The 21,655-nt window shown below is 48.2% G+C and carries 12 protein-coding genes, 1 tRNA gene and 1 pseudogene; 4 read left to right on the forward strand and 10 right to left on the reverse strand.

Annotated elements, in window-relative coordinates:
• The first annotated feature begins 152 nt into the window (after nucleotides 1–152).
• Nucleotides 153–533, forward strand: a complete 381-nt coding sequence (locus QUA13_RS06445; RefSeq protein WP_172184354.1) for a c-type cytochrome — start codon at nucleotides 153–155, stop codon at nucleotides 531–533.
• Between the two features lie 93 nt (nucleotides 534–626).
• Here the strand turns inward: QUA13_RS06445 and QUA13_RS06450 are convergent, their stop codons facing one another.
• The 5 genes from QUA13_RS06450 to QUA13_RS06470 form a co-directional block, all read right to left on the reverse strand.
• Nucleotides 627–5,954, reverse strand: a complete 5,328-nt coding sequence (locus QUA13_RS06450; protein WP_333197502.1) for a DUF4347 domain-containing protein — start codon at nucleotides 5,952–5,954, stop codon at nucleotides 627–629.
• A 686-nt stretch (nucleotides 5,955–6,640) separates the two neighbouring features.
• Entirely contained in the window at nucleotides 6,641–7,000 is a 360-nt protein-coding gene (locus QUA13_RS06455; RefSeq protein ID WP_333197504.1) for an NIL domain-containing protein, read from the reverse strand.
• 97 nt (nucleotides 7,001–7,097) lie between these two features.
• A complete protein-coding gene (gene cysW / locus QUA13_RS06460) occupies nucleotides 7,098–7,976 on the reverse strand; it encodes a sulfate ABC transporter permease subunit CysW (RefSeq protein ID WP_333197506.1) in 879 nt (292 codons plus the stop codon).
• Nucleotides 7,966–8,826, reverse strand: a complete 861-nt coding sequence (gene cysT / locus QUA13_RS06465) for a sulfate ABC transporter permease subunit CysT (RefSeq protein ID WP_333197509.1) — start codon at nucleotides 8,824–8,826, stop codon at nucleotides 7,966–7,968. The genes cysW and cysT overlap by 11 nt, the downstream gene beginning before the upstream one ends.
• 89 nt (nucleotides 8,827–8,915) lie before the next feature.
• Nucleotides 8,916–10,061 (reverse strand): sulfate ABC transporter substrate-binding protein, encoded by a 1,146-nt coding sequence (locus tag QUA13_RS06470; RefSeq protein ID WP_333197510.1) that lies wholly within the window; start codon nucleotides 10,059–10,061, stop codon nucleotides 8,916–8,918.
• Nucleotides 10,062–10,151: 90 nt separating this feature from the next.
• On the opposite strand from QUA13_RS06470, the gene QUA13_RS06475 reads away from it, so the two are divergent.
• The 3 genes from QUA13_RS06475 (at nucleotide 10,152) to QUA13_RS06485 (ending at nucleotide 12,862) form a co-directional block, all read left to right on the forward strand.
• Nucleotides 10,152–10,337, forward strand: a complete 186-nt coding sequence (locus QUA13_RS06475) for a hypothetical protein (protein WP_333192649.1) — start codon at nucleotides 10,152–10,154, stop codon at nucleotides 10,335–10,337.
• Nucleotides 10,338–10,468: 131 nt separating this feature from the next.
• Nucleotides 10,469–12,625: a WD40 domain-containing protein gene (locus tag QUA13_RS06480; protein ID WP_333192651.1), complete on the forward strand. Its 2,157-nt coding sequence runs from the start codon at nucleotides 10,469–10,471 to the stop codon at nucleotides 12,623–12,625.
• Between the two features lie 164 nt (nucleotides 12,626–12,789).
• Nucleotides 12,790–12,862, forward strand: a tRNA-Thr gene (locus QUA13_RS06485).
• 238 nt (nucleotides 12,863–13,100) lie between these two features.
• Here the strand turns inward: QUA13_RS06485 and QUA13_RS06490 are convergent.
• The 5 genes and pseudogenes from QUA13_RS06490 to QUA13_RS06510 all read right to left on the reverse strand — a co-directional run bounded on the left by QUA13_RS06490 (nucleotide 13,101) and on the right by QUA13_RS06510 (nucleotide 21,514).
• Nucleotides 13,101–13,862, reverse strand: a pseudogene (locus QUA13_RS06490) (IS5 family transposase).
• 74 nt (nucleotides 13,863–13,936) lie between these two features.
• Nucleotides 13,937–15,838 (reverse strand): aminopeptidase P family protein, encoded by a 1,902-nt coding sequence (locus QUA13_RS06495; RefSeq protein WP_333197513.1) that lies wholly within the window; start codon nucleotides 15,836–15,838, stop codon nucleotides 13,937–13,939.
• Between the two features lie 16 nt (nucleotides 15,839–15,854).
• Complete coding sequence (locus tag QUA13_RS06500; protein WP_333197516.1) at nucleotides 15,855–17,027, reverse strand: pyridoxal phosphate-dependent aminotransferase; 1,173 nt, start codon at nucleotides 17,025–17,027, stop codon at nucleotides 15,855–15,857.
• An 85-nt stretch (nucleotides 17,028–17,112) separates the two neighbouring features.
• Nucleotides 17,113–20,154 carry an SMC family ATPase gene (locus QUA13_RS06505; protein ID WP_333197518.1) on the reverse strand — a complete coding sequence of 1,014 codons (3,042 nt, stop codon included), beginning with the start codon at nucleotides 20,152–20,154 and terminating at the stop codon, nucleotides 17,113–17,115.
• A 184-nt stretch (nucleotides 20,155–20,338) separates the two neighbouring features.
• Nucleotides 20,339–21,514 carry an exonuclease SbcCD subunit D gene (locus QUA13_RS06510; RefSeq protein ID WP_333197520.1) on the reverse strand — a complete coding sequence of 392 codons (1,176 nt, stop codon included), beginning with the start codon at nucleotides 21,512–21,514 and terminating at the stop codon, nucleotides 20,339–20,341.
• Nucleotides 21,515–21,655: the final 141 nt, after the last annotated feature.

A 21,655-nucleotide genomic window follows, 5' to 3' on the forward strand; every position in this document is an offset into this window, starting at 1 on the left:
ACCTATTTTTAATATTACCAGCACTTACACAGATGAATTTTCCGAAAAACGCCCTTCCGGGAGTATTAGATCTTGCTCTCCCTGCTGCGAACGATTAAGCTATGTTATGAGAAATAAATTTTCTTGTAGATACTATTTTTAATTGAACTCCTTTGAATAACCAACTTGCCAGGAATGAAATTAAAAACCCGATCGAGCGACTGGCCATATTTGCGCTAGCGGTGTTGCTTGCCATCTTCTTGGCGACGATCGCAATTCGTCACTTTCAAGTCGCAGATCCTTATGTCAAAAGCGTACTATCCCTCACTGGCAATCCGTTTCAGGGTTCCGCCATCTTTCAAATGAACTGTGCGGGGTGTCACATATCCGTTTCAGACAGTCAAGTCGGGCCCAACTTGCACGGAGTGTCCGAGCGAAAATCCGAATTCGCTCTGATCCGGCAAGTCACGAGCGGGCAAACCCCACCAATGCCCCAGTTTCAGCCGAGTCCGCAAGAAATGGCAGACTTGCTGAAGTATCTCGAACAACTTTGAACCAAAGGAGGGGAGGAAATATGGTTCCCCTGCTCCCCATTGTCCAGGCAAGAGTAAGGTGCGCGCCGTGCGCACCCTACTGTGGAATGCAGACTAAACCAGCAAGGTAAAACTCTGAGCCGATAACTGGCTCGGCTGCACGCCCGCCACTACAGCCAAAATCTCGTTGCTGCCGGCGATTCCGATCGCAGTTGAGCCATTAGTTTCGCTCAATGACAGTTGATTGAAGTCCAAGCCTCCCACCAACACGAGCGAATCAACTCCTTGCGTGAAGTTGATAATGGTGTCAATTCCCCCGCCCGCTGCCAAGGCAAAGCCATTCCTGCCACCGCCGACTAGAGTATCGCTACCAAAGCCGCCAAAGAGCAAGTTATCGCCGATATCACCAAAGAGCAAATCATCCCCGCTGCCGCCAATTAAGGTATTGTTACCGTCGCGGCCGCATAGAGTGTCATTGCCTTGATCGCCAATTAGCACGTCGTCGCCGCCTCCTCCCAAAATTACGTCCTCGGCTTTGCCGCCGTACAATACGTCATTGCCTTCGTCGCCAGAGATCGAGTCGTTGCCGCGATTGCCATAAATCGTATCGTTAGCGCGATCGCCAAAAATCAGGTCAAAGCCTTTGCCGCCGAAGAGAGTATCGCTATCGATGCCTCCGAAGAGAGTATCGTTGGCTGTATTGCCATTGATATAGTCACCGCCCCCTCGACCAAAGATCAAATCGTTGCCGCTCAACCCGAAGATAGAGTCACTGTCGGCACTACCCACGATCGTATCGTCGCCGTTAGGGCCGTTGATCACATTACCCGCCGCTGAAGGAATACCGGCATCATTGGGAGTAGCGATCCTCGGGAAATTCTCAGGGCAAACCAAATCTGTGGGTACAGGTGCAGGTGTCGGCGTCGGTACAGGTGCAGGTGTCGGCGTCGGTGCAGGTGTCGGCGTCGGCGTCGGTACAGGTGCAGGCGTCGGCGTCGGTGCAGGTGTCGGCGTCGGCGTCGGTACAGGTGCAGGCGTCGGCGTCGGTTCAGGTGGCTGTGGCGGCGTCGGCGGTTCAGGTGGAGGCGCCGGCGTCGGCGTCGGCGTCGGGAAGTTCCCGAAGTTGATGCCGCTGACAATAGCGCCTGAAGTTAGGTCGATGTCGGCGGGGTCGGGGGTGCTTTGGGTAAACCCAGTTTGGTTGACTTCCCGGACGCGGTAGGTTCCCGGCGTTAGGTTCGCGAACAGGTAGTTGCCGCTGTTGTCTGTGGTAGTAGTAACAGGAGCAGGAGCAGGAGCAGTTCCAGCTACGACATTGGTTAACTGAATTTGGAAATTCGGTAAACCCGGTTCTCCAGCCTCCTGAGTGCCATTGTTGTTCGTGTCTCGGAACTTCAGACCTCGGATCGTACCCGGTTGGGGCAGGAAGTTGCCGAAGTCAATGCCCGTGATGTTAGCTCCACCTGTTACCGTAACGGGGGCGGGGTTGGGGGTCGTCTGCGTCCAGCCATTTTGCTGGACTTCCCTTATCTGGAAAGTACCTGCGGGTATGTCCTTGAGAGTGTAGTTGCCTGTGGCATCGGTGATGGTAGTGAGTTCGCCCTGCTGAAAAAATCCATCCGGAGTGATACTGTCGAGGAATATTTGCCAGTTACCTAGCCCCAATTCTCCGGCATCCTTAACGCCGTTGTTGTTGAGGTCATTGAATTTTTGACCGCTGATGGTACTCGACTGGAAGTTGCCGAAGTTGATATTAGCGATGTCTTGACCGCTGGTGACAGTGATGTCCGCCGGATCGGGGGTAGTTTGCGTCCAAGTAGGCTGCAAGACTTCCCGCACTTTGTAGGTTCCTGCTGACAAATCGAGGAATTTGTAGCTGCCGGCGGCATCGGTGAGGGTGTTCGGTTCCCCGGTGTCGAGAGTGCCGTTGTTGTTGGTATCGAGGAAGAATTGCCAGTTGGGTAGTCCTGTTTCTGCTGGCGCATCTTGGATGCCATTTGTGTTGAGGTCATTGAACTTCAGACCACTAATCGAGTTGGGCCTGAAGTTGCCGAAGTTGTTGTTTTGGGAGTCGGTGCCGCTGGTGACGGCGATCGTAAACGCGCCGGAAAGAGTAGGCGTGGCTGCATTGACGGGGGGCACAGTTTGCGTCCAGCCTGTTTGTGGCACTTCCCGCACTGTATAAGTGCCGGCTGGCAAGTTGGTGAACTGGTAGTTACCGGCGACATCGGTGACGGTGGCGTTGGTGCCTGTTTCGGCTGTTACTGCGTCTTGCACGCCGTTGTTGTTGGCATCCAAGTAAATTGTCCAGCCTCCTAGCGGTGGTTCTGCTGGGGCATCTTGAATGCCATTTTTGTTGAGGTCATTAAATTTGAGCCCGCCGATTTTGCCCAACTGGAAGTTGCCAAAGTCTTGAGCCGTAATGTTTGTGCCGCTGACCGGGTTAATTGTATAAAAAACCGGGCCGGCGGTTTGTGAGAAACCCGTCGGTACGTCTTCTCTCACAAAGTAACGACCGCTGCCGACGCTGGTAAAGCTATAAGTGCCAGCCGCCGCAGGCGCTGTTCCGGTAACTTGACTGGCGACTTCGGAGTCGGCGGTATCTAAAGTGCTGTTATTGTTAGTATCCTTGAACAAGCGAACGGTAGTACCGTTGAGGGGCGTGTCGTCAGCAGTGAAGCCGTCGCCTGTGAGGTCGGTGAATTTGGTGCCGCTGACAGTGATGTTTTGGAAAACGCCGAAGTTTTGACCCGTAACGGCAGTACCGCTTTGGGCGCTAACGAGAATTGCGGCAGCGGGGAAAGAAATGCTGGAGTTAGCTGGGGCAGTGGCTTGTATCAGGTAATTGCCGGGGCCGATATTGGAGAATGTGTAATCTCCGGCTCCCGCAGTCGTTTGCGCAGTGCCGACAACAGTATCTGTGCCGACTTCTAGTGTGTTGTTGGCGTTGGTGTCTTTGTATAAGTTAACGGTGATGCCGTTTAATACGGTGTCATCGGGAGTGAAGCCGTTGCCTGCGAGATCGGTGTAGGTTTTGCCCGCGATCGATGTCAGTTGGAAGTTGCCGAAATTGGCACCCGTGACATTAACAATACCCGTATTGACCGGAGTCGGGCCGACAGTCTGCACCCAAGCAGTCGCAGGCGTTCCAACGGGCGGTGCTTCTGTAATCGGAGTAGCTGTTTTTACGTCGCGGAGGATGTAAGTGCCGTCGGCTGCGGTAGTAGCGCTCTTCGTGCCTACAGAAATCACCCAGCCCGGGAGACCTGGTTCAGTCGCTGCGGCACCTTGCAGGCTATCCCCGTTAAGGTCGTTGAATTTAAGGCCTGTGACGATCGGGCCGTATTCATAAGCACCGATATCAACATTAGCGCCGATCGTCCGGGGAAAGCCAGCACCACGCTGGTCAGTTGCCCCCGCAGCGGCTGCGGCTGCGGCATCCCCAGTATCGATCGCCGGATTAGGAGTCGCGGTGCTGTCAGCCAAAGCATAAGTCACGGGAACGCCTGTAGCCTCGTTCAATCCTGCAGCAGGTGCGATCACATTTCCTATAGGAACTGTCAGTTGCTGGGCGGCAGGTAAATTGCTACCAGCAACGTTGCCGATCAAATTGTTGATACTGGTGGCGGCGAAAGAGGTCCCGAACACGTCAGGATTCGCGCCGCCCAAATTCCCGGCGACGATCGAATTTCTGACATTCACAGTACCGCCGTTAGTAGCAATACCCCCGCCGACAGCAACAGCCGGAGCAGTCGCAGCCGCAGTATTAGCAGTGATGGTGTTGTTAGTCAGAGTTGCAGTAGCGCCGGTGTTGACAAAAATCGCGGCCCCCGCGCCCTGGCCAGGTGTAGCGTCCGCAGCGCCAGGAGCGCCTCCCGTTGCTGTATTGCTGAACAAAGTGCTGTTGTTCAGGGTCAAACTGCCAGTATTAACAAAAATTGCGCCTCCCAAACCAGCACCGCCGCCGCCGCCGGTTGGACTGCCGGCGCCGCCCGGGGTGAAAGCTCCGACGGTCGTGCTGAGTCCGCCTACTGTACCGCGACCGCCGCCTCCTCCGAAGCCCCCAGCGCCGCCGTTGCCGCCCACACCACCGCCGCCGCCTCCTCCTCCGAAGCCGCCAGCGCCACCAATACCGCCAATGCCGGCTGCACCTGCTGTGCCAGTGCCGGCGACGCCGCCAGCGCCGCCGTTGCCACCGCCGCCACCCCCTCCTCCGAGGCCGCCAGCGCCGCCAGCGCCGCCAGCGCCGCCCGTACCGCCGTTAGTGCCACCAGTACCAGCGCCACCCGTACCGCCAGCGCCACCGACGCCGCCGTTAAGACCTGTGCCTGGTAATCCGCCGCTGCCCGCGCCGCCGTTGCCGCCCGTACCACCAGGGCCGCCCGTACCGCCGATGCTCGTCAACCCGGGAAGACCGGTTTGACCGGGGCCGCCTGCGGAAACGAAGGGAAACAGGCCTGCAAAATCGGTGTTGCCGCCAGGGCCTGCTGCCGCAGGAGCTACGGGGGCCGCGCTGCCGGCGCCCCCCGTAGCGCTGTTGCCAGTAAAGGTCACGCTGTCAACTGTGACAGTACCGCTGTTGATAAATAGTGCGCCGCCCATGCCGGCTGCACCGCCGCCGCCGCCCGTACCGGCACCGCCTGTAGATATGCCACCGGTAATTGTCAGGTTGGAAAATGTGACTGGGGTAGTGGCGCTGTCGATGAAGAAGCCCCGGTTATTGCCGAGATTTAGGGTGAAACCGCCGCCGGTAAAGGTGATGGGGGTGGAAATCCTAGGCAGAACCTGTCCGGGAGCGAAGCTGATGTTGCCGGTGATGGGAATCGTGTCTGCATTGGGCAAAGCGTTAGCCAGAGTTATCGCATCTCGCAGTTCGCCAAATGTGGCGACTAAAACTGCGCTGTAAGCTTCCCTCGCCTCTGCAGAAAATGCTAAAGGTGTTTCTATGTTGCCCGTAGTTACTTCGAGTTCCCAGTCTCCACCCAACGCAGCATTCCCAGTCAAGTTGTCGGAAGCGGCAATATTTGCCCCCGTGAGCTGACTCAGCCTTTGGACGAAAGCCACACCTGCTTCTGTGGCGGCGACGTTGCAGCCGTAAAGTAGAATTTCGGGTTTAGCAGTAATTGGAGAGTTAGAGTTTGCCTCGGCTGCTGGCAAAGCAAACCATGTTTCTAAATAATTTCGATAGCTTTCAATGTTGCTGAGATTTAGTTCTGTTCCCCCCAGTTGCAAGCTGGCTGATGCGCCGTGAGACAAAATGTGGACGGCTGCAATATTTTTCCGCTGTTTAAGTGTTTCGGCGATTTGCTCGATGCCGTCGCGATCGGCTTTGAGAATAACAATTTCTGTATCGGGATTTGCGGTTTCTGTTAAACTTTCGCAATCTTTAACTTGTGAATCTGCAAAAACAATCTGGTGTTTCTGTTCTTTATAGAGTTCCACGATTAAATTCTCCTGGTACACACACACATCAAATTCATAGCACAAACCAACCGCAGCAGCGATCGATCTTTTTCCAGTGCGGATGAGAGTCGATCGCCCCTAACTTTCACCTAATTTAACTTTCACCTAAATTGAATATTGACAAAAACTTTTTTTTATGCACCCCTAGCCTAACTGAGTTAGTTTGATGGTTGAGAAGTTTTAAAGGGAGATATTGTTCCGGCTGTTACCAAAAATGTTGAAGAAAACTTGCGCGCTGTTTTCCGATCTACCAGGTAGAGCTGGATAAAATACCAGGTTTTACAAAAATTGTCAATCTAATAATTAACTGATGGCGATCGAGATTTGTTAGTCAAGAGTCATCAGTCAGGGTTATTAGCTATAAGCTGATATTATTGCGTAGTTGTTGGCTGCTGAATGATATGTATGTGCGATCGAAAAATCGCAATCAAATAGGTTTGTAGTGAGAAATGCAAATCCTCATAAAACTCAGAGGACTTGCATTCCTCACTAGAAAGGCGATCGCGGTTATTTTACAAGAATAGATATGACTGATAAAAGCTGAGTCATCACTAAAATTCCTGGAGACTATTAGACTCAATAAACCGGGAAGAGGAAATAAAATTCTGCGTGTCAGTCCAGAATCTTAACTCCTCTTCCCGGTTTCTGCGTCCAAGACTGACTAATTACCAAGTTTCTTCATCGGGTTTATTGGAATTGCTCCAGATTTCCACATCTAAATCATTGAGATAAATCAGAGCAGTTTCAATCTGTTTACTGGTACCGTTAAGTTCCAAGTCAAACCAACCGTCCTCTAAAGTTTTGACACCCAAGAAAGCAGCATTAAAATTAACCGTCAAACCGTATTCAGAAATCAAGTGAGAAATCACTGGTTCCTGATGGTACTCTTTAGGTACACGAATGCGAATGCGGGTTTGAGTTGGTCTGGTGTCGCCACTGTCAGATTTGGGAATATCTGATTCTTGGGTTTTGTGAAAATCGTCGCTCGCCTCAAATTCAGCTTCGCTAGAGTTGTGAGCTAACATTTCAGCCTCCTAATGTTTACTGTTTTCAGGGATGAGGTGCACCGTGCGAACCTACCGCCCTAAGGACTAATAACCAATGACTAAGGACTAATGACTATTATTCAACTTCTTTAATGCTAGTTTTTCGTTCTAAAATCTCCTTAAGTACAAGGGTAATAACTCCTAAAAAACCTAGAATTACCGCCGCTGAAAATGCGGCTTGCGTGGCATACTGCTTGTAAGCATCCTCTACAAATAAAGGCAAAGTTTGCGTTTTTTTAGCAATATTTCCCGATACCACAGAGACTGCTCCAAATTCTCCCATTGCTCTAGCATTGGTCAAAATTACCCCGTAAAGCAATCCCCAGCGAATACTGGGAAGCGTGACATTCCAGAAAATTTGCCAGTCATTTGCTCCCAAAGTTTTCGCCGCTTCTTCTTGATCTGTTCCCACTTCCTCCAAAACAGGAATCACTTCGCGGGCCACAAAAGGCAAGGTAACAAAAGCAGTAGCCAGCACCATTCCCGGGAAAGCAAAAATAACCTTGATATTGGCCGCCTCCAGCCAGGGTCCGAACCATCCCACCCGACCGTAAAGCAGTACAATCATTAAACCTGCAACTACGGGAGATATGGCAAACGGCACGTCTAAAATGCTGATTAATAGCGTGCGCCCCCGAAATTTATTGCGACCAATTACCCAGGCTGCGCACAAACCGAATACTGTATTTACAGGCACAACTATCAGAGAAATCACCAAGGTAAGTTGCGCCGCGTGCAGAAACTCGGGCGATGTTAAGTTAGAAAGAAATGGCTCTACTCCCTTTCTGAAAGCTTGGTAAAAAACGTTGAGCATGGGGATAAATAAGACGAGAGCAAGATAGCCGCTCGCAATTCCAATTAAAGTTGGTTTTACCCAAGCTTTCTCCTGACTCGGACTAGAACCCGCGGGCGGAAATTTGTAATCAGCGGGTGAATTGATATTATTAGCCGTCATAGCGTCTTCTCCATGCTTGTAAGAGATTAATTGCGAACAGCATTGTCAGCGATATACCTAACAGGATAGTGCCGATAACTGTTGCTCCTGCATAGTCGTACTGTTCCAATCTTTGAAAAATTAATACGGGCGCAATTAAATCTTTGAAGGGTATGTTAGAAGCCACAATTACAGTAGAGCCATACTCGCCAACCGCTCGCGAAAATCCGAGGGCAACGCCGGTTAAAATAGACGGGAACAGCGGCGGTAAAACTACTCGCCAGAAGGTTTGAAATTGAGAAGCACCCAAGCACCAAGCTGCTTCTTCAATGTCTTTTTCCATTTCGTTTAAAACTGGCTGTACAGTCCGCACGATAAAGGGTAAGGAAATAAAGATCATCGCTATGCCTACGCCCAAGCGAGTAAATGAGATCTTGATTCCCAAGGGTGCAAACAGCCCGCCGATCCAGCCGTTATCGCTGTAAACTGTGGCGAGAGTTAAACCGGCGACGGAGGTGGGCAGTGCAAAAGGTAAATCGACTGCTGCATCGACAACCCGTTTTAAGGGAAAGTCGTAGCGGACTAATACCCAGGCAATTAATGTGCCGAATACTCCGTTAATTAATGCCGCCATTAATGCGGTAAAGAAGGTGACATCGTAGGCGGAAAGGGCGATCGGACTGGTGGCAATTGCCCAAAATTCGGCGGGGTTTGCTGTGCTGGCTTTCAGCAGCATTGCTGCAACTGGGAGCAATAGCATTAAGCTGAGGTAGCCTAGGGTGATTCCCCAAGGTAATGTGACTTTGCCGATCGCCCTTTTGATATTTTCGATCGGAGACTCAGGGTTGCTGGTTGGAGATGATACAGCCATAAGTGAATTGTTTTGAGTTGTCAAGAATAGTGAATCTTTTAGAGCCCCGACAACTTTGGGGAAGTCGGGGCTCTGGGTATTCTGTTTTTTTACTGTTTAATTGAACCTTGGATTTTGTCAAAAACAGCTCCGTCATCGAAGAATTTCTTCTGAATATCTCCCCAACCTCCTAAGTCTTGAGCTGTAAATAGGGTTGTGATGGGGGCATATTTTTTGACAAATTCTGGTTCCGCCACTACTGTTGCATCTACTGGGCGGAAGCCTGCTTTGGCAAATTCTCGCTGAGCTTCTGGGGTATACAGAAACTTGACAAATGCTTCGGCGACTTCGCGAGTACCGTGTTTATCAACGTTTTTATCTACAATGGCAATGGGATTGTCGATCGAAACATTGACTTCGGGAATACTATAAGTCGGTTTTTCACCTTGCTGACCAGCCAGAAGAATCTCGTTTTCGTAGTTAATTAAGGCGTCGCCTTGGCCTTGTTTGAAAAATACGTCAGTAGCTTCGCGGGCGTCTTTAGTCAGGATAGGGACGTTTTTGTAGACTTTGCTAGTAAAGTCTAATGCTTTGGCTTCGTCTCCTCCGGTTTTCACAACCGATCCCCAAAGTGCGAGGAAATTCCAGCGTGCAACGCCTGATGTTTTGGGATCGGCAGTAATCACTTTTACTCCGTCTTTGCTTAAATCTTCCCAGTTTTTGATGCCTTTGGGATTGCCTTCGCGGGTGACTATTGCTGCTACGGATTTGCTGACTATGCCATCGTTGGGGGCTTCTTTTTCCCACCCGGGCTCAATGAGTCCGGCTTTTTCGATTTTTGCGGTGTCGAGGGCGAGGGCTAAGTGTACGATGTCTGCTTCTAAACCGTCAATTACTGCCCGAGTTTGGGAACCGGAACCGCCGTAGCTTTGGTTGAAGGTGACCGTTTGGCCTTTTTCTTTTTGCCACTGTTCCACAAATTTGGGAATTATCGCTTCGTGGGCGGCTTTAGTGACGGCGAATGATACTAGGGTTAATTCTACGTTGCCTTTGTTGGCTGCTGGGCTAGCACCGCCTGGAGTGGCTGCGGGGTTGTTGGTGGCTCCCTGGCCGCAGGATGCAACGGCCAGACTTAAGGTTATTCCCACTAAAAATAGCGACACAAATCTTTTCAGTCCAGTTAATGATTGATTTGTGCTGACTGATGGCTGTTGCGGCCAGTGAAGGTGTTGAGTTAGGTGTTGCCACGGACTCATTATATTTATTCCTCTAGTGAAAGTACGGTTATTAGGTAGGAATACCGTAATTATGGTTGTGAAGTATGATTATAGACAAGAGCGAGTCAAATGGCAACAAAAAAAACAAATTGGGTGAACTCAGGGTCGATCGAATATCCTGAAGTCTTTTCCGTCGGTGCTTTCAATTCAGATTCGGGGGAAAATGTACACTATATAGATAGATACTATTATTTAGTTAAAGTGCTAAAATTGTGCGGCTGCAAGATAAGCCTGCACGATACGCCTGCTGGATAAGCCTGCACGATACGCCTTACGGATACCATCGGCCGATCGCCCAAATGTAATAGCCCTGCCAAGAGTCCCCGCCTCAGGGGGAGATGCCTGACTCGCGCGATCGCCCTTAATAAAAAAAAGTTTTAACTGGTATGTCCTTACCCCGCCCCGTCTCAGACACCCTAATTGAACTGTTGAAGCCTGTAGCATCTGAATTGGGAGAAAGATTGGGAGCAAGCGCTGTCAACGAACGCTATGCAGAAATTGAGCCGTCTGGTTCTTCAGCTTTGAACCAGCAAATCAAAAAAGACCCCCGCTGGATTAAAGCACAAGTCAGATATTTGCAGCGGCAGCAGGCCAGAGAACAAGAATTAATCGCGCTCGCCAACGCAGAAGAATGGGTAAAGGAAGAACGCGCTAATCGGATTAAGGCACAAGAATTGAGAGATAAGCGGGCAATTAGTCGGCTTTGCCGTGACTTAATGCGGGAGTTTCAATCAGAAGCAATTCGAGTTAAGCTGAGCGAAATTCAAACTATTTGGGACAGAGACAACTGGTTTTCTAATTTGAGCAGGCAGGAAACCGAACAGATTTTGCAGCAGCAGCAGCACCGATTGCTGCTGTTAGTTGCTCCGGCAAAAATTAGCCAAGATTGCCCGGATTCGTTTCGCCACAATCTGAATATCGAGCTGCCGGCTAAGTTGAGAGCTTTTTTAAACCAGCACTACCCCCAGCACGGAGATTTGTCTCCGGTTCAGTTTTACGGAGACTATTTCAAAAAGCCGATCTCTGATATTGATGTGGAGCGGTTGCAGAGTGTTTTGTCTCCCGTACCGACAGCTATACTGTACAGCGATATCAGCGATTATGAAGTTAATTTTCATGTCGGTTTTTGGGGAATCATAAATCAGAGCGTTTCGCTAGTGGCGATGCAGCCTTGGAATTGGGAAGAGGTTTATCACCAGTTGGAGGCCGAGGGCAAAGATAGAAAGGTGAGCCTGCGGATTATTCGGCAAATAATTGTGACAATCCACAAGTTATTGGCGGGTTTTTTAGCTGATTTGTATTATTTAAATATCGATTTTACTCACGAGCCTCAGCTATTTAAATTAGAGGCGGAATTTGCTCACGAATGGTTTTCTAAAGATTGGGCCCTACCGTATATAGAAACTCTTAAAGAAATTCAGGAGCAGCAGCGAATAGTTTATAAGGGAGAGATGCGGCGGCTGACGCTTAGAGAGGCGAAAGCTAGGGCGGAACGCCAGCGTTTGGAGGAGGCTGAACTCAAACGCAGACAGGCAGTTGAGGAGGCATCTAAGCGGGCGAAGGAATTAGCTCACAAATTAACAAATCTGAAATGGCGGTGCGTATACACGCTGCCTGGACATTCATCGTTTGTGAATTCTCTGGCGATTAGTCCTGACGGCAAAATTCTGGCTAGCGGCAGTTGGGATAAAACTATTAAGATTTGGAGTTTAGAAACAGCGGAATTAATTGGCACTCTGACGGGACATTCCGATCGCGTAAATTCGGTTGCTATTAGCTATGACGGAAAAATGTTGGTCAGCGGCAGTTCGGACGAAACCATTAAGTTTTGGAATTTGCATAGCGGTGATTTGCTGTGTACTTTTCCAGGACATTCTATGGAGGTGAATTCGGTGGCGATCAACCCGAAGCGCCAGGTAATTGCTAGCTGCGGCGGGGCTGATAATACAATTAAGCTGTGGAATTTGCGGACTGGTGAGTTGCTGCGGACTTTGAGGGGTCATTCTGACAATGTGAATGCGGTGGTTTTTAGCCCGGACGGTAAAATATTGGCCAGTGGCAGTTCGGATGCGACAAGCAAAGTTTGGGATGTGGAAAGCGGTAAGTTGCTGCGGACTCTTTCGGGGTTGAATGTGGGGGTGAATTCTGTGGCGATCGCCCCGGACGGTCAGATTCTTGCTAGCGTCAGCAATGATTATACGATTAAGCTGCGGAATTTGCAGACGGGCAGTTTGTTGCGGATTCTAAATACTAATTCAGGGAGGGGGAAGGGTGTAACGAATTTAGGAATGAATGAGGCGCTGCATATTTTGCAGAATTATGTGAGTCGGGGCGATTCGGTTGCTATCAGTCGGGACGGTTTGACTTTAGCTAGCGGGTGCGATGATAATACGATTAATATTTGGAATTTGCAGACCGGGGAGCTGTTGAGCGCTCTTAAGGGACATTCGGGTACGGTGTACTCGGTGGCGATCGCACCTTCGGGCAATTTGCTCGCCAGCGGCAGTGCGGATCAGACGATTAAGATTTGGCGGTGCGATTAAGAAATCAGGACACGGCAGTGCCGTTTCCCTACAATATTATTTTGGGGTAGGGAAACGGCATTGCCGTGTCAGACTTTGCGGGTAGGGGTTTTGAGCGAATTTGAAAAAAAATTGGCTGGGGGGGTTGCGCAGATGACTATAAGTTTGCTATACTAAGTTTCACTGCTGGTGTAACTCAGTTGGTAGAGTAGCTGATTTGTAATCAGCCTGTCGCAAGTTCGAGTCTTGTCACCAGCTTTATAGCAGTTTTCACTCGGATTAAATACAGTAGGGACACGGCACTGCCGTGTCCCTATCTGATATATGCTATTTTGTAACTTTGGAGCGGGTTCGCGTGCCCACCCCACAAGAGTTTCCATAAAAATAGGTGCACAAGTTAAATGTGCGACAAATTACAAGGCTTAACCTAGGGCGTGTCATCAATTAGCAAGGTTGACAAAATGAACAAGGTGTGGAGCAAGATTCGGCTAACAGCCTAAGCCAACAAGATACTTGAGGCAGCTAGATAAATCCCTCCCAAAAAGTTCAGCCCACGCTTGTCGTAGCGAGTAGCAATGGCTCGAAATTGCTTTAGTTTGGCAAAGAAATTCTCTATCAGATGACGCGCTTGGTACAACACAGCATCATAATCACGGGGGTCTTTGCGGTTTTTCTTCGGTGGAATGACTACCTCGATTCCTCGTTGTTGCAAAGGAATTACTACCCGTTCATCAGCATCATACGCTTTGTCGGCAAGAACCGCCTCTGCTTGAACTTGAGGCAATAGCTGATCGGCTCCTTCCAGGTCGGAGGCTTGACAAGAGAGTTAAAAAAAATGAGTGGGATTGCCCAAGGCATCGGTGACGGCGTGAATTTTAGTGCTCAAACCCCCTTTAGAGCGACCAATCGCTTCTTGTTCGGGTGTACTGTGCTCGGCTCCAGCACTATGCTGGTGAGCCCGAACAATCGTGGCATCAATCAGGGCATATTCGTTATCGGCATCCGCTGCCAGTGCCTCAAACACTTGTTGCCACACGCCTGTTTGAGACCAACGGCTCAAGCGAGTATGAACCACTCGAAAGTCGCCAAAGCGCTCTGGTAAATCTCGCCAAGGAATGCCTGTGCGGTAGCGGTAGAGAACCGCTTCGACAAACAAACGGTTATCTTTGGCGATTACTCCGACCATACCTTCTCGTCCTGGTAATAACTCTTTAATCCGTTCCCATTGGTCGTCGCGCAAAGCATAGCGTCGGCTCATCAAAAAGCTCCTTATGAAAGTAAATGATTGTAGTTCCGTACTATCTTCACACAATGCTCAAAAAGTCAACCACTCTATTTGATGACACGCCCTAACGCAGCGCAGGCTTTTTTCAACCATTCAATTGTTGCTGCATCAAGTACGGGTTCCAGTTTCTCAACTACCGAAGCGTGATAATTATTCAACCATGCTAGTTGAGTCTTTGACAGCCGATCGACATTTATTAATTTGCGCTCAAACGGAATATACGTCAGCGATTCAAATCCGTACCAAACCGTACCGTTTTTGGATGGCATTTCCCTGACAACATAGAGATTTTCGATGCGAATTCCGCCCCATCCCGGTTCGTAATATCCCGGTTCGATGCTCGTTACCATTCCGGCTTCCAGGGGATACTGCACAGATTTGCTGATGCCGTTTGGCCCTTCGTGACCTGCTAAAAACGCGCCGACTCCGTGCCCGGTGCCATGTCCGTAGTCTAGCTGTTCTTGCCACAATACCGCACGGGCGATCGCATCTAATTGCGCTCCCGTTGTTCCTTTGGGGAATTGCTGTATTGCACAGTTGATGTGCGCGATTAAGACTGTGGTGTAGTGTTCTATTTGTAGCGCCGTCGGTTCTCCGATACTTACTGTTCTCGTATCGTCGGTTGTGCCTGCTAAATATTGCGCGCCTGAGTCCAATAACAGCAGTTCCCCCGGTTTTAAGGTTATTTCAGGGCTGGGGGTTCCGTAATGTACGATCGAGCTATTGGCTCCCGCACCGGCGATCGTTCTAAAAGTTAAAGTCTGAAAATCAGTTTCTTGCTGGTAAAAATTTTCGATGGTTTCTTTGACATCAAACTCGGTCAATACCTTACCATTTTCTAGCTGTTCTGTCAACCACTTTAAAGTCAAAGTTTTCGCTCGACTTGCTTTGAAATTTGCTGATTTCATCTGCTCAATTTCTACGGGATTTTTGCGAGCTTTCATCCCTTCCACCGGATGACTCTCAAAAACTATTTCGATGTTGTAGAACTGCGCTTCTTGCTGGTTTAAGATTAACTGATAAGTGCCTGCTGTGCTGTGTTTCGGATCTAAAAGTACCCGAATTTTATTTGGCAAATTTACGCAACTTTCTAAGGTATGCGGATAGTCTGCGTAGGGAAGCAAAGTTACATCCGCCCGCAATTCTTGCTTGATTTCTGGTGAAATTCGTTCGGGATTTGTAAACAAAAACGCTGAATCTGTGGTGACAATGGCATAGGATATGAAAATGGGAATGTGGGGAATATCCGAGCCTCGGAGATTGAACAGCCACGCTATTTGATTCAGGTTGGTAATCGGCAGCACATCGATGTTGGCTTTTTGCATCGCTTCCCTGACTCTGGCTAATTTTTCGGCGGCGGTTTCTCCTGTCAGGGATACAGGTAAGCTAAATATGGGCTCTGCATCAATCGCGGGTAAAGTCTCTGCTGTTTTCCAAGGATTTTGCGATCGCACTTTGTCTGTCAAATTCTCCGGGATTGGTATGAGTTCAATCTCCGCAGTTGCAAATTTTTTCACCCAATTTTGATATTGCTCTGTCGCTACGGTAAATGGGTCAAAACCCAGGCGAATCTTCGTTAATTTTTGTGCCGACTCTACAGCCAGTTTTTCTAAAGTTTCAATTAAGGTTAAATTTCCTTCTAACCCGAGTTTCGATATTTGAATAATTCCCGGATCTACTTGCAATTCGGCTTGTTCGTAATAGCGGGAATCCACAAACAACCAAGCGGAATCTTTGCCAACCAACAAATCCCCGGCGGAACCCGTAAAACCGCAAATCCAAGCTCGCCGCTGCTTGGCTGCTGGAACTGATAAATTTAAATGTTCGTCCACCGCTGGGATGAAATAGCAATCTAAGCCGTAATCTGCCATCAAATCGCGCAAGTCTGCCAGTTTTGCAGCGGAGGCATCTTGAATATTTGTATTTGTTTTCAAGTTAGTAACAACCATTTTTATTTTTCCTATTTTACTTATTTAAAATTGTCTTCAAACCTTTCACTAATCTCCTAATACCTGCGGTGGCGGTTGCTTTTTCCAAAGCACCGTAAGCAACCCGCAAATAGCAGCCGCTATCCATGCCGAAGGTTGTACCGGGAAGCACTGCTACGTGATATTCGCGAATTAATTGTTGCACTAATTCCATTGTATCGAGTTCAGTATCAACTTTCAAGAAAAAGTAGAATGCTCCGCAGGCTGGGGAAATTGTACACAAGTTTTGGATGGTATTGAGTTCGTCTAATACGAGTTGTCGCACGGAGGCGATCGCCCTTACATAATTATCGCAGTAACCTCTACCAATTTGCAAGGCTCCCAGGGCTGCATACTGAGAAATTACCGGCGGACAAATTAAGATTGTATCTTGAATCTTTCTCACTGAAACCAGCAAGTGTTCTGGTATTACCATATACCCGATCCGCCAACTCGCAAAACCGTAGGCTTTGGATAGGCTAAATAGAGAAATTGTATGTTCGCTGCTGTGGGGAAAAGCGGCGGGCGAACAGTGTTTTACGCCGTTATAAGTAAAATATTCGTAGGCTTCATCGCTGATGTGATAGATGTTGTGCTGGCGACAAATTTCGTTAATTTCTCGCAGTGCTTCGGCTGAATAAACAACACCAGTGGGATTATTTGGTGAAATGATAACTATGGCTCGCGTTTTGTCGGTAATTGCTTTTTTTATACCATCGATATTAAGTTGATAGTTGGCGTCGGTTTCTACTATCACTGGTCGGCAATTTGCCATAATTGCCGCCATTTCGTGGTTGAAGTAATAAGGTGATTGGATAATAACTTCGTCCCCAGCCGAGGTAATAGCGAGAAGGGCGTTGGTAAATCCCATGTTGCTGCCGGCGGTAACGACAATGCAGTTTTTGCTATTAATTTCTATGTCGTTATCTGTTTTGAGTTTGGCTGCGATAGCATCCTGTAATTGTGGAAGTCCTTCGACAGCTTTGTATTTGTGATTGTCGGGATTGGCGAAAAATTCGGGAATTTTATCAAATGATTCTTGTGGCGGATTGTAGTAAACTACGCCTTGTCCTAAAGATATAGTTCCCGGATTTTGGCGAATCAGTTCGCCAACTACTGGAATTATGGGCGACTGTACCGATTGCATTCGAGTCGCGTGATTTTTTATCATATATTATAAATAATTGTAGGGGCTGGTTTAGTGATAATGTACGTCCTTAAGCAAGTTTACTATTTCACGCACGCGCATCTCCTCTTCAGGATCTATGTAATTCTATTTTAGAACCTTGTGGTGACTTAAACACTTTAACTTGTGCGGGCAATCTTTCCCCCAATTCTCGAACGTGGGTAATCACTCCAATGAGCCTTTCTCGCTGCCGCAAAGATTCTAAAATTTGAGTAACGCTTTCGAGAGTTTCAGTATCTAAAGTGCCAAATCCTTCATCAAGAAACAAGCTACCCAAGTGAGATCCTTGAGACAGTTTTTCTGACAAAGCTAAAGCCATTGATAAGGAAGTGGCAAAGGTTTCACCGCCGGAAAGAGTGCGTACTCGTCTAGCTTCGCCGCCGTTCCAATTATCTGCTACCCAGTATTCGCCATCTTGGTTTCTTAGTTTATAGCGATTTTCGGTTAATTCTTGCAAAATTAATGTGGCGCTGCCGACTAATTCTGCTTCTAAATGTTCTAAAATGTAGGATTGAAATTCATTGGATTTGAGATTCTGCGCTAAGGTGTGATAAGTTTGCTCTTGTTCTGTGAAATTTGTGATTTGCTGTGACAGTCTTTCGGCTTGTTCGAGATTTTGGGCTGCTACCTGAATCCAAGCTAATAGTTCGGCGCGGTTGTTGTTGGCTTGTTTGAGGTTTTCTTGGGCGGTATGTTTTGCCGATCGCACTTGTGCTAAATTATTCTCATCGGTAGTTCGGCCTGCGATCGCCTCGCTCAAATCTTTCGCCCGCGTCTCTAACTGAATTTTTGATTCGCGGTGAGAACGAATAGCATTTTCCCATTGCGATTGTTCCTGAACAGTCGCAACCGCTGCTAAAAATGTCTCTTCTGTGAACTCAGCCGCTGTTAATTTTTCTGACCAATCCAGGTTTAGTTGCTGTTTATGGGCCTGGGCTTGTCCAAAAACCTCTCCAGCTTGTTGCTCTCTCTCTGCTGCTTGAATAACCGTATTTTGAGCAGTTTGATAGGATTTTTCGGCAACTTTCAGCAGATTTGCCAAGTCTTGCTTGTCTTCTTCTAAGGCTTTTGCTAAATTAGGATAAGGTTGATATTCGGTAATTTGATAAAGCGCATTTACACATATTTGCAACTGCTGCTGTCTGCGGTCTGATTCGGCGATCGCATCTTGATATTCTTGTTGTTTAGCTGCTTGAGTCGCCACAGCAAAATTAAATCTTTGCTGACAATTATCATATTCCAATGATGCCATTTGGAACTGCTGCTCGGTTTCGCGGTATTTGCGATCGCTCTCTTTAAGGATTGCCAACTCCTGCTGCAAACCCAAGCTTTCCCACTGAGGAGTTTCCAGAATTTCAGCGATTTGCTGCTGCAATTCGGCAACTCTATTCGCGGTTAATTCCAACATTTGAGCAATTTCCGACTCTTTTTGCCGGCAGGCTGAAACTGCGCTTTTTCCCTCCGCCTCCAACCTTTGAGCAGCTTGAAAAGCCTGATTTGCCGCCGCAAATTTCTGCCGCAAACCAGTGAGATCGACAATATTAGAATTAGGCAAAGGAGGCAGGCGATCGCTCTCAGGATGCACCCCCCCGCACACCGGGCAAGTATCGCCAGAATTCAGCGACATTCTGACAGCAGCAACACTCTCTAAACGTGCCGCTTCCGCATTAGCGGTCTCCGCCGCTTCTAACTCGCGGCTGCACTTTTTTAGCCTGATTTCGGCTGCTTCTAAATTAGTGGCAACCTCCACATAATTTTGTTGAGCCCTTTCCTTCTCTGCGATAGATTTATCCAACTGTTGCTCCTGAGCTTTTCCCTGCTTGGCAACTAGCTGAAATTCCATTAATAAGGGTGCAATTTGCTGCAATTGCTCTAAACGCTTTCCTCCCAGCGAATACTGTTCGAGCTGTGCGGCTGTTTGAGTCACTCGAAAACCCGCACCTTGAATTTTATTGTTAGCAGCTTGCAGTTCTTTATCTGCTGCTTGAAAAAAGCGAAGTTTTTCTTGTTGATTTTTTTGGGCTAGCGCAACTTCTTTTTCTAATTGAGTGCGCTGTTCTTCATATACTTTCGCAGCAGCTAGAGCATCTTCGCGAGCCTTAATTTGTGGCGCTAATGCCTTTTCTTTGGCTTTTGCCTCGTCAAATTTCTGCTGCTCTGCTGCTAGCTCTGAACGAGCTTTAATTAACAGCTTTCGCGCTGCCACCGAGGCACTTTCGGCAGTTTCATACTGACTGCGAGCCGATCGCACTAAAGCCCAATCTCCTTGTAAATGATTGGCAGCTTGCGCTCTTTCTAAACGCTGTGCTAAAATTTTCATTTCAGCAGAATTAGCATTTAATTTAGCCAGTTCTTGTTGCAGCTCTTGCCAGCGAGCAATTTGCGAAAATAGCTGTTCCTCTTCATCTAGATCCTTCTGAGCTTTCATAACGGCGCGATCGAACTCAGGCAACTGCTGCTCTAAAATCAAAAGTTGCGATCGTCTTTGAGCCACCTCATCCGCCGTCGGCGCACTCAACTCAGCTAACTGCCTTTCCACCATTTCCCGTTCCTGTTTCAGCAACTTTGCGAGTTCATTTGTTTCCTTCCGCATCTGCTCAAAAATCTCAAATCCAGCTAGCTGCCGCAAAATTTCCCGGCGTTTTGAAGTATCCCCTTTAATAAACTCATCAAACTTGCCTTGAGGCAGAACAATTGCTCGCGTAAAAGTATCAAAATCCATTCCTAAAATCTGTTCTATCGTATTTTGAACGGCAACGATACTCGTCCCCAAAGTTTCCCATTGACCATTTTGCCAGTTGTCCAAAATCACCTTATTTTCGGGAGATTTCGGACGGAAACGCCACCTTCTGGTCACCCGATACTGTGCCGAACCCACAGAAAAACGCAACTGCACTTTTAAATTTTCGCTGCCTTGACTCGCCAAATCACTGACTTGTTTGCCGCTGCGAGTTGTGGTGCCAAAAAGAGCGTAAGTCATGGCATCTAGCAGTGAAGATTTGCCCGCACCTGTAGCACCAGTAATTGCAAACAAATCGAGTTGAGAAAAATCTAAACGCTGTTCCTGGCGGAAGCTGGTAAATCCTTCGAGAATAAGTTCGAGTGGACGCATATTAATTTTATATTTTAGATTTTGGATTTGGGCTTTCTATTACTTGTTACCAGGCAGAGCCTGGTAACACAGATTCGGAGGCTCTGCCTCCAATTTTCCTATTTAAGCGCGAGGCATAGCCTCTGGATATCGGTTCCCAGACCGAGCCTGGGAACCTGTTAAAATAAGGCGGAGACAAGAGTATTTAATTGTTAACTGTTTCCTTAAATTTCTTGTACAAATTTTTAAATTCCTCCAATACTTCCGGTTTCGGTGTCGTTCCCAATCGGTTTTGATAATAGTTGCAAAACTCTGCTGCCGGATCGAAATTATTGGGATCGATATTAGTTATTTCTGTTGCTTCTAGCGCTGCATCTGGATAGCGCGGTTCAATTAACAGCGCTTGAGAACAGATTTGGCGCACTCGATCGGCAAGGCCGATTTGCGGACTGTCCAGTTCGACAATTACTTTCAAGAAACCCGGATGGTACTGATGAGCTTGTAAAGTTTCATCGAGATTGTCGTTATGACATTTAAGCACTTTTAACGGCTTGTGGCAAGTCACAGGCTTAAATTCCACCTTGGCCTGACTTCCAGGTTCAACTTCTATCAAGCAAAATCCTTTTTCCTGTTCCGCTTCTCCAAAATCTAACTGAATCAAAGAACCCGAATAATAAGCTGGAGAAGTTTCAGAAATCCGCTGGTGAATGTGGATGTGTCCGAGGGCAACATACTGAGCTTCTGGGGGCAGAGTTTGCGATGACAGCAGGTATTTTTCTCGCGTGTAATAAGCGACTTCGGATTTGGCCAATCGAGCGCCGTCAATGCTCATGTGTCCCATCAGAATATTGACAGTATTGTCTCTAAAATCCCTGGTTAAATCTTCTAGTAAATATGCTACTATTTCGCGGTAATCTTTGCGGCGATCGGCATCGCCAGACTGCCAGAGAGAATTAGCATCTAACAGTCTTTGTTCGGAAGCAAAAGGCATTGCTCCCACACAAAGTTTACCGCTTTTTGTATTGAGAGTAATCGTGCCGCCGTCTGCCGATCGTCTGGGTTTGCCTAAAGCGCGAACACCGGCTAGGGAAAGCAATTGCGCGATGCTGTCGATGCGGGATGCCGAATCGTGATTACCGGCGATCGCAATTGCGGGAATTCCTGCTGCTTGGAGTTCGCAGAAAAAGTTATAAGCAATGCGTTCGGCGTAAGCGGGAGGGTTGGGCACGTCGAAAATGTCGCCCGCAACGAGCACAGCATCGACATCCAAGGCTTTTGCTTGCTTCAAAATCTGTTCGAGGGCGATCGCAATTTCGGAAGTGCGATCGATCCCTCGAAAACGTCGCCCTAAATGCCAGTCAGCAGTATGAATTATTCGCATAGTACGAGGAGTATTTTGTTTATGTTAACTGAGATGTTGTATCATTTTCAAGAACGGGCAAGATGCCCGTTCCACAACAAGTTTATTCTTTGTAAAACGGGCATCTTGCCCGTTCATAAAAGCCTGATTTAAAATGGTAAA

Origin of the sequence: Microcoleus sp. S28C3 (assembly GCF_036700785.1) — a bacterium.
GTDB lineage: Bacteria > Cyanobacteriota > Cyanobacteriia > Cyanobacteriales > Microcoleaceae > Microcoleus > Microcoleus asticus.

Coding starts and splice junctions, on each gene's coding strand:
- QUA13_RS06455 (WP_333197504.1), bottom strand. CDS start 7,000: ATGTTAGCTCACAACTCTAGCGAAGCTGAATTTGAGGCGAGCGACGAT.
- cysW (WP_333197506.1), bottom strand. CDS start 7,976: ATGACGGCTAATAATATCAATTCACCCGCTGATTACAAATTTCCGCCC.
- cysT (WP_333197509.1), bottom strand. CDS start 8,826: ATGGCTGTATCATCTCCAACCAGCAACCCTGAGTCTCCGATCGAAAAT.
- QUA13_RS06470 (WP_333197510.1), bottom strand. CDS start 10,061: ATGAGTCCGTGGCAACACCTAACTCAACACCTTCACTGGCCGCAACAG.
- QUA13_RS06475 (WP_333192649.1), top strand. CDS start 10,152: ATGGCAACAAAAAAAACAAATTGGGTGAACTCAGGGTCGATCGAATAT.
- QUA13_RS06480 (WP_333192651.1), top strand. CDS start 10,469: ATGTCCTTACCCCGCCCCGTCTCAGACACCCTAATTGAACTGTTGAAG.
- QUA13_RS06495 (WP_333197513.1), bottom strand. CDS start 15,838: ATGGTTGTTACTAACTTGAAAACAAATACAAATATTCAAGATGCCTCC.
- QUA13_RS06500 (WP_333197516.1), bottom strand. CDS start 17,027: ATGATAAAAAATCACGCGACTCGAATGCAATCGGTACAGTCGCCCATA.
- QUA13_RS06505 (WP_333197518.1), bottom strand. CDS start 20,154: ATGCGTCCACTCGAACTTATTCTCGAAGGATTTACCAGCTTCCGCCAG.
- QUA13_RS06510 (WP_333197520.1), bottom strand. CDS start 21,514: ATGCGAATAATTCATACTGCTGACTGGCATTTAGGGCGACGTTTTCGA.